Annotated in this window: 1 protein-coding gene; it reads right to left on the bottom strand. The window is 41.7% G+C overall.

Annotated elements, in window-relative coordinates; all coding sequences use genetic code 11:
* The coding region (locus IQR33_RS16865; protein WP_193843869.1) for a histidinol dehydrogenase at window positions 1-622 on the bottom strand (622 nt) is incomplete at its 3' end.
* Window positions 623-938 lie beyond the last annotated feature (316 nt).

The raw sequence follows: 938 nt of genomic DNA, 5'->3' as shown, positions 1-938 counted from the left end.
CAAATGCGTTACCCGGCCCTACAATCATATCGACTGGCGCAATAGTCTCTGTACCAAGAGCCATTGCACCTACCGCCTGAACACCACCGAAGCAGTAGATTTCATCCGCACCCGCCATTGCCATCGCAGCGACAATCGCGACGTTCGGCTGGCCGTTAAACGGAGGCGCACAAGCAATAACACGTTTTACGCCCGCGACTTTCGCCGTCAGTACACTCATGTGAGCGGATGCAACCAATGGGTATTTTCCACCAGGGATGTAACAACCCACGCTGTTTACTGGAATATTTTTATGCCCCAGTACCACACCAGGCATGGTTTCTACTTCGACGTCTTTCATTGAGTCACGTTGAATTTGAGCAAAGTTTCGAACTTGTTGCTGAGCGAACTCGATATCATGACGAGTCGATTCATCAAGCGCATCCACACAGGCTTGGATTTGCTCTTCTGACAGGCGGAATTGCTCCGGCGACCAGTTATCAAACTTTTCAGACAACTCACGTACAGCGCTATCACCTTTCGATTCAATATCAGCAAGAATGTTTTCGACAATCTGACGCACTTTTGCGTCATTTGATGCTGATGCTTCTTCAGTGATTCCGTTTTTTAAAATGCGTGCCATTGGGTTTCTCCTTGAACATTGAGGCTGACGAACGGTTATTTTTATGCTTTTGGATACGAATGCAAAATCAGATTAAACACTTAATTAACACTTGACAAGTTAAGTCAACAAACCACAAAAACATTACTTAAGCCTTTGTATTTATTAGTTTAAACAAATAAAAGCAAGTAATAAGGACCTTAATTAAGTTTAATTTTTAATCAAAAATGAGTTTTAGATCACATCATTTTTACTCATCATTTACATTTCTAAATGTTAGTTTTTGCATACCTTTGCAAAGGAGAGAATCATGAGCAATTTTAAACAACGTCTGAAT

Origin of the sequence: Vibrio sp. OPT46 (assembly GCF_015163535.1) — a bacterium.
GTDB classification, from domain to species: Bacteria; Pseudomonadota; Gammaproteobacteria; order Enterobacterales; family Vibrionaceae; genus Vibrio; species Vibrio alginolyticus.
The sequence above is the reverse complement of the archived record's forward strand: the minus strand, read 5'-3'. Positions and strand labels throughout refer to the sequence as shown.